Below are 7,014 nucleotides of genomic sequence, written 5' to 3' on the forward strand. Positions count from 1 at the left end.
CCGGGGGCGGGGCGGGTCGCGCCAGCGGTGCCGCGTGGACCCCGCCGGATGCGAGGATCACCCACGCCCCCGCGGTCGGCGGCCGGGCGCAGGAGCGGTGAGGGGACGGCGGACGTGGGAAGCGGACCGGAGCAGGCGGGCGCACGGCCGACGCGGGTGCTGCTCGTCGACGACGACGCGCTGGTGCGGGCGGGCCTGCGGATGATCCTGTCGAGCGCGGACGACATCGAGGTCGTGGGCGAGGCGGAGAACGGCGCGCAGGCCGTGGAGGGCGTCAGCGCCCACCGGCCCGACATCGTCCTCATGGACGTGCGCATGCCCGTCATGGACGGGCTGACGGCGGCCAAGGCCATCACCGAGCGCCCCCAGGCGCCCGCGGTGGTCATGCTGACGACGTTCGACCTCGACGAGTACGTCTTCCAGGCGCTGCAGTCGGGTGCGACGGGCTTCCTGCTCAAGGACACCCCGCCGCGCGAGCTCGTGGCGGCCGTGCGGGTGGTCGCCGCCGGCGAGGCCATGCTGTCGCCCACGGTGACGCGCCGCCTCGTGGGGCACTACGCCGCGGACGCGGTGAACCCGCGCCGGCGCGAGGCCACCGAGCGGCTGCAGCTGCTGACCGACCGCGAGCGCGAGGTGCTGGGCGCGGTGGGGCGGGGGCTGTCCAACGCCGAGATCGGCAAGGAGCTGTTCATGAGCGAGGCGACCGTGAAGACGCACGTGTCCCGGCTGCTCACCAAGCTGGGCGCGCACAACCGCGTGCAGGTCGCGATCGTCGCTCACGACGCGGGGCTGCTGGACGGCTAGCGGGCCGCGCCGACCGCGGTGCGCGCGGGCGCGTGGGTGGGCAGGCCCACCTGCAGGACGCGGCGGCGCGGCACGCGCAGCACCCCGCGCGCGGCGCGGTCGGCCTCGACGCCGGCCAGCACCTCGCGCCAGGTGCCCCAGTTCAGCCGCGGGCCGGGCAGGGCGAGGTTGTAGGGCGCGTCGAAGAGCACCCGGGTCCAGTCCTCGTCGGCGGTGGTGATCGAGCCGACGACGTCGGGCTTGTCGTCGACGAGGACGTCGGCGGTCGCCGACAGCAGCGTCTTGTCGCGCGTGAGGACCATGCGGTCGGTCCACTCGGCGCCCAGGTGCTCCTCGACCCACTCGAACTTCTCCAGCACGCAGTGGCGGTAGGCGCGCAGCGGGGCGGTGCAGATCCGCACGTCGTGCCCGTCGGCGAGCATCGCGTGCATCGCCGCGACCGCGCCGGGCAACGGGCGCAGGCCCCGGAAGAAGCCGGGGGCGGCGGAGACCGCGCGGATGCGCTCGTGCCACTCGGGCGGGTAGGAGTCCTCGATCCAGTAGGAGGGCGCCTGCGAGCGCGGCTGGTGCGGGGCGTCGGGGTGGGCGGCCAGGAAGCCGGTGTCGAAGCCGTGGCCGAAGTCCGCCAGGACCTGGTCCTGGTCGACGAGCACGAGCATGCGGCGGGCCCTCCTGCGGGTGGTGGAACTCTCCGCCCCAGGTCATCGGCAAGAACGGCGCGTTCGTGAAGCGCGGGGCCGCCGCCCGCGCCGCGCGGGCGCCTCAGCCCAGCAGGTCGCGGCGGCGGTGGGCCAGCGCCCCCGCCGCGGCGAGCGCGAGGGCGAGGGCGGTGAGCACCGCGCCCGCCGCCCGGTCGGCCGGCACGAGCGGCACCGCCGCCAGGTGGGAGAACGGGGACAGGTCCACCACCCACGCCGGTGCGCCCGCCGACTCGGCGACCACCCGCAGCAGGAACCCGCCCCCCACGGGCAGCAGCCCCACGAGGACGACGGCGCGCGGCAGGCAGCCGACGGCCAGCGCCGCCGCGCCCGCGGCCAGCAGCGCCACCGGCAGGGTGTTCCAGGTGCCGCGCAGCGCCGCGCCCAGCCCCAACCCGCCACCGCCGATGGACGTGCCCGCCCACGTGCACACCGCGGCCACGCTCACCAGCAGCAGCGTCCCGGCGGTGGTGGCGGTCAGCTCGGCGCCGAGCAGGCGCAGCCGCCCGACGGGCTGGGCGGCGAGGAGCACCGAGCGGCGGTCGGCCTCGGCCGCGGTGGAGGCCGCCAGCCGGGCGGCGGCGAAGGCCCCCACCGGGACGGGCAGCAGGCCGAAGAGGCTCGCGCTGAAGCCCTCGACGCTGTCCAGGCCGCCGAAGCCGGCCCGGGCGGCGGTGCCCGCGAACCCCGCCTGCTCGTCGAGGAAACCGGTGACGGACGTGGCGACGAGCCCGGTGAGCAGGTAGTAGGCGCCGATCCCCGCCGACCAGGCGAGCACCGGGCGCAGGCAGCGGCGCAGCGCGAACGCCTCCACCGACCCCAGTCCGCCGCGGGGGGCGCGGCGCACCGCCCGCCGGCTCCACAGCCCCTCGCCGACCTCGCGCCGACCGGCTGCGGCGACGGCCGCAGCCCCCAGCGCGGTGGCGGCGACGGCCAGGACGAGCAGCGGGGCCACCCGGTCGCCCGCCGCGGGGCGGCTCAGCTCCAGCAGCCCGAACGGCGAGGCCCAGCGCAACCACGACAGCCCGTCCACGCCGTCACCGACCGCCCGCACGAGCAGCCCCGCGCTGAGCGCGCCGACCGCCGCGCCCGCAGCGCCGCCGCGGGTGGGCAGCAGCTGGGCGCTCAGCCCGGCGAGGGCGACGGCGAGCACGCCGACGAGGGCGGTGCCCGCACCGCTCACGGCGGCCGCGGCGGTGCCCGCACCGGCCAGCCGCAGCGCCACCGCGACGGCGGCGCCCACGGCGAGCGGTGCGAGGGCGAGCACCGCGAGGTGGCGGGCCACGACCGAGCGCAGGGGCAGGCACCCGGACAGCAGGAGGCTCCAGGCCCCGGACTCCTCCGCGCCGCGGGTGGTGCGGGTCGTCACCAGCACGGCCCAGGTGGCGAGCAGGACGGCGACGACGGTGCCGGCGCGCCAGGCGGTGTAGCCGCCCACGGTGCCCAGGGCCGCCGGCTCGCCGAACAGGGCCCGCACGGCCGGGTTCCCGGCGAGCACCCGCAGGCTCGCGGTGGTGGCGGGGTCGCCGGCGACGCGGTCGTGGGAGGCGGCCACGACGGCGGTGAGGGCGGCGGCCACCAGGGCCACGACGAGCGCGCCGCGGCGGACCTGCTCCAGCGCCAGCAGCACCACCGCCCGCCCCGCCGCCCGCGCGCGGACCGGCGCCGGGGCCGGCGCCGGCACCCGCACCGGCGCGCTCACCGCGGGCTCCGCTGCCCGAAGTGCTCCAGGAAGACCTCCTCGAGCCCCGGCTCGCGCACGTCGAGGGCGCTGACGCGGGCGGCGGCGAGCGCGGACAGCGCCGCCGCCGGGGAGCCGCTGACGGCGAAGCGCACCCGCCCGGCGGCCAGCACCTCGACGGGCCCGACCCCGGCCAGCCCGGACAGCCGCGGTGCCGGGCCGGTGAAGTCGACGGTGAACTCGGCGCGGTGCAGGGCGCGCAGCCGCCGGACGGGGGCGACCTCCACCAGCCGGCCCTCCCGCAGGATCCCCACCCGGTCGCACACCGCCTCGACCTCGGCGAGCTGGTGGGAGGAGAGGAACACCGCCTGCCCGTCCTCGCGGGCCCGCCGGACGGTCTCGCGGAACTCCTGCTCGACGAGGGGGTCCAGCCCGCTCGTCGGCTCGTCGAGCACGAGCAGCGGCGCCCGGGTGGCGAAGGCCGCGACGAGCGCGACCTTCTGGCGGTTGCCCGTGGAGTACGTGCGCGCCGGTCTCGACGGGTCCAGCCCGAACCGCTCGACGAGCTCGGCGCGGTAGGCGGTGTCGGTGCCCGGGCGGGTGGCGGCCAGCAGGTGCAGGACCTCCTCGCCCGTCAGCTGCGGCCACAGCGCGACGTCGGCCGGCACGTGCGCGAGCAGCCGGTGGGCGTGGACGACGTCTGCGGCGTCGACGCCGAAGACGCGCACGCGGCCGGCCTGCGGACGGGTGAACCCCAGCACCACGCGGATGGTGGTGGACTTGCCGGCGCCGTTGGGACCGAGGAAGCCGAACACCTCCCCCGCGCCCACCTCGAGGTCCAGGTCGTCGACCGCCACCAGGTCGCCGTAGCGCTTGGTGAGGTGCTCGACGTGCAGCGCCGGTCCGTCCATCGTCGCCGACCTCCCGGGTCGCGGACTGCCGGGCCGCCGACCCGGCCGCCCGGGACACCGGCGTCGACGCTACGCCGGGCGGCGCCCGCTGACCAGGGCGCCGCCCGGCGGCCGTGACGTGCTCAGCGGCCGGCGTCGGAGAGGACCCGGAACTCCTCGTCGCTCAGCTCGACGTCGGCGGCGGCGAGGTTCTCCTCCAGGTGCGCGACCGTCGAGGTGCCGGGGATGGGGACGATCACCGGCGAGCGGCGCAGCAGCCAGGCCAGCGCGAGCTGGCCGGTGGTGGTGCCGGGGTGGTTGCCGGCGACGGCGTCGAGCGGGCCACCGGGCCGGGCGAGGGTGCCCGCGTCGACGGGTGCCCAGGGGATGAAGGCGATGCCGTGGCGCTCGCAGAAGTCCAGCAGGTCCTCCGCGCGCCGGTCGCCGAGGTTGTAGCGGTTCTGCACCGAGGCGACGCTGAGCCCGGCCGCCTGCGCGGCCCGCACGTCCTCGACGTCGACCTCGGAGAGGCCGACCTGCAGCGCGAGGCCCTCGTCGACGAACTCCTCGAGCGCGCCGAACTGCTCCTCGCGCGGGACCTTCGCGTCGATGCGGTGCAGCTGCCACAGGTCGATGCGCTCCACGCCCAGGCGCCGCAGCGACATGAGGATGCACTGGCGCAGGTACTCGGGGCGGCCCAGCGGCGGCCACACGTCGGGGCCGTGCCGGGTCAGCCCGCCCTTGGTGGCGATGACGACGTCGCCGTAGCCGGAGCCGTCGTGCAGGGCCTCGCGGATGAGGTCCTCGGAGACGAACGGGCCGTAGGAGTCGGCGGTGTCGATGAAGGTGACGCCGAGCTCGACGGAGCGGCGCAGCACGCGCACGGCCTCGTCGTGGTCCTCGGGCGGTCCCCAGATGCCGGGGCCGGTGATGCGCATGGCGCCGTAGCCGAGGCGGTGGACGGTCCTGCCGCCGAGGTCGATGCTGCCGCTGGCGGACACTGCCATGGGGGTCCTCCCGTCTGAGGGGTCGTCGACGCCCCCGACGCTGGGCGCGGGGGCGCCTCGGCGCACCAGGGCGGGCGGCCCGGCGCTCACGGGTGCGTGCCCCCACCACCACCGTCGCCGGGGGCGTCGCCGCCGGCCAGTCGCCGGCCGATCTCCCGCAGCTGCCGCAGCTGCTCGCGGGAGAGCGCGCCGGTCATGGCGGTGCTGACGGCCCGCGCGTGGCGGCGCCCGACGGCGCGCTGCACCGCCCGCCCCCGCGGGGTGAGGACGATGCGGGCGGCGCGCCGGTCGCCGGGGTCGGCGCGGCGCTCGAGCAGACCGCGCTCGAGCAGGCGGGCGACCAGCCGGGAGATGCCGCCCTGGGTGAGCAGCACCTCCCGGTTGATGCGGGCCATGGTCAGCCCGTCCCCGTGCCCGCCCGCGTCCCCGGCCCCGTCCTCGTGCCGGGCGAGGGTGTAGAGCACGTCGTACTCGGTCGGCGAGACCTCGTGCCAGACGTCGTCGTCGCGGAAGCGGCGGGCGAGCACCGCCTGGGCGCGGAAGAGCGCCTCCCACGCCTCGTTGGCCAGCCGGACGTCCTGCCGCGCCCGGCCGTCGTCCGGTCCGGCGTCCCGCCCGTCACCGCTCGCGCTCACCGCAGGACAGGGTGGCGCGCGGCGCCGGCCTCGTCGCCGTCCTGGTAGGGGACGGCGCCGGTGAGGTTGTCACCGCGGTTGGGGTTCGGGCGGGCCTGGCGGGCCGGGCCGTCGCCGTAGCGAGCGCGCACGAGGGACTCGTGGGTGGGCGCCTGCGCCGCGGTGGGCGAGCGGCGCGCCGCCATCTCCTTGCGCAGCACCGGGACGACCTCCCCGCCGAGCAGTTCCAGCTGCTCCAGCACGGCCGGCAGGGGGAGCCCGGAGGAGTCCACCACCCACAGCTGGCGCTGGTAGTCGCCGAAGACGTCGTGGAACTCCAGGGTCTTCTCGATCACCTGCTGGGGGCTGCCCACGCTGAGCGGCGTCTCGCGGGCGTACCAGTCCAGCGACCGGCTGTGGTCGTACACCGGCGCCTCCTCGAAGTAGGGGCGGAAGGCCGCGAACGCGTCCTGCGAGCGGCGGGCGATGAACGCCTGGCCCCCCAGGCCGACGACCGCCTGCTCGGGGGTCCCGTGACCGTAGTGGGCGAACCGCTGCCGGTAGTGCTCCACCAGCGGCAGGAAGTGCCCGTTGGGCGCGAGGATGTTGTTGGCGAAGAACCCGTTGCCGTAGAAGGCGGCCTGCTCGGCGATCTGCGGCGTGCGGATGCTGCCGTGCCACACGAACGGCGGGACCCCGTCCAGCGGGCGCGGCGTGGAGGTGAACCCCTGCAGGCTCGCGCGGAACCGGCCCTCCCAGTCGACGACGTCCTCGCGCCACAGGCGGTGCAGCAGGTCGTAGTTCTCGATCGCCAGCGCCACCCCCTGGCGGACGTCCTGGCCGAACCACGGGTAGACCGGCACGGTGTTGCCGCGCCCCAGGGTCAGGTCGAGGCGGCCCTTGGCCAGGTGCTGGGCCATGGCGTACTCCTCGGCGATGCGCACCGGGTCGGTGGTCGTCACCAGCGTGACGGCGGTCGAGAGCACGATGCGCTCGGTCAGCGCGGCGACGTGGGCCAGGAACGTGGTGGGCGAGGAGGAGGAGAACGGCGGGTTGTGGTGCTCCCCGATCCCGAAGACGTCCAGGCCCACCTCCTCGGCCTTCACGGCGATCCGCACCATCGCGTCGATGCGCTCGGCCTCGCTGGGGGTCCGGCCCGTGGTCGGGTCCCGCGTGACGTCGCCGACGGAGAAGATCCCGAACTGCACCGCCCTCACCTCTTCCGCTCTCGTGCGGTCCCGGCCCGCCTGGTGCATGACCGGTCATGTATCCGCACCGGGCAGAACACGGGGTGCCGGGCGGGTGTTCCCGCCGCCGGGT

At 76.8% G+C, this 7,014-nt stretch carries 7 protein-coding genes; 1 reads left to right on the forward strand and 6 read right to left on the reverse strand.

Features of this window, described 5'->3' with window-relative positions; translation table 11 throughout:
* The first annotated feature begins 114 nt into the window (after nucleotides 1-114).
* Entirely contained in the window at nucleotides 115-804 is a 690-nt protein-coding gene (locus tag GTQ99_RS17365; protein WP_166616986.1) for a response regulator, read from the forward strand.
* On the opposite strand, the gene GTQ99_RS17370 is transcribed toward GTQ99_RS17365, so the two are convergent.
* From GTQ99_RS17370 to GTQ99_RS17395, 6 genes are all read right to left on the reverse strand, one after another.
* On the reverse strand, nucleotides 801-1,463 hold the full coding sequence (locus tag GTQ99_RS17370; protein ID WP_166616987.1) for a 5' nucleotidase, NT5C type: 663 nt from the start codon (nucleotides 1,461-1,463) through the stop codon (nucleotides 801-803). The genes GTQ99_RS17365 and GTQ99_RS17370 overlap by 4 nt on opposite strands.
* A 103-nt stretch (nucleotides 1,464-1,566) precedes the next feature.
* Nucleotides 1,567-3,204 (reverse strand): hypothetical protein, encoded by a 1,638-nt coding sequence (locus GTQ99_RS17375; protein WP_205707689.1) that lies wholly within the window; start codon nucleotides 3,202-3,204, stop codon nucleotides 1,567-1,569.
* Nucleotides 3,201-4,094, reverse strand: a complete 894-nt coding sequence (locus GTQ99_RS17380) for an ABC transporter ATP-binding protein (RefSeq protein ID WP_166616988.1) — start codon at nucleotides 4,092-4,094, stop codon at nucleotides 3,201-3,203. Before GTQ99_RS17380 ends, GTQ99_RS17375 begins: the two co-directional genes overlap by 4 nt.
* Before the next feature lie 122 nt (nucleotides 4,095-4,216).
* Nucleotides 4,217-5,080 (reverse strand): aldo/keto reductase, encoded by an 864-nt coding sequence (locus GTQ99_RS17385; RefSeq protein WP_166616989.1) that lies wholly within the window; start codon nucleotides 5,078-5,080, stop codon nucleotides 4,217-4,219.
* 86 nt (nucleotides 5,081-5,166) lie between these two features.
* Entirely contained in the window at nucleotides 5,167-5,715 is a 549-nt protein-coding gene (locus GTQ99_RS17390; protein ID WP_166616990.1) for a MarR family transcriptional regulator, read from the reverse strand.
* The gene (locus GTQ99_RS17395; RefSeq protein WP_166616991.1) at nucleotides 5,712-6,902 is read right to left on the reverse strand and encodes a CE1758 family FMN-dependent luciferase-like monooxygenase; all 1,191 of its coding nucleotides are present in this window, start codon (nucleotides 6,900-6,902) and stop codon (nucleotides 5,712-5,714) included. The genes GTQ99_RS17390 and GTQ99_RS17395 overlap by 4 nt, the downstream gene beginning before the upstream one ends.
* Between the last annotated feature and the right edge of the window lie 112 nt (nucleotides 6,903-7,014).

The sequence above is a fragment of the Kineococcus vitellinus genome (assembly GCF_009906315.1).
GTDB classification, from domain to species: domain Bacteria; phylum Actinomycetota; class Actinomycetes; order Actinomycetales; family Kineococcaceae; genus Kineococcus; species Kineococcus vitellinus.

What these genes read in the sequence shown, in the direction of transcription:
- GTQ99_RS17370 (WP_166616987.1), bottom strand. Translation starts at nt 1,463, where the DNA reads ATGCTCGTGCTCGTCGACCAGGACCAGGTCCTGGCGGACTTCGGCCAC.
- GTQ99_RS17380 (WP_166616988.1), bottom strand. Translation starts at nt 4,094, where the DNA reads ATGGACGGACCGGCGCTGCACGTCGAGCACCTCACCAAGCGCTACGGC.
- GTQ99_RS17385 (WP_166616989.1), bottom strand. Translation starts at nt 5,080, where the DNA reads ATGGCAGTGTCCGCCAGCGGCAGCATCGACCTCGGCGGCAGGACCGTC.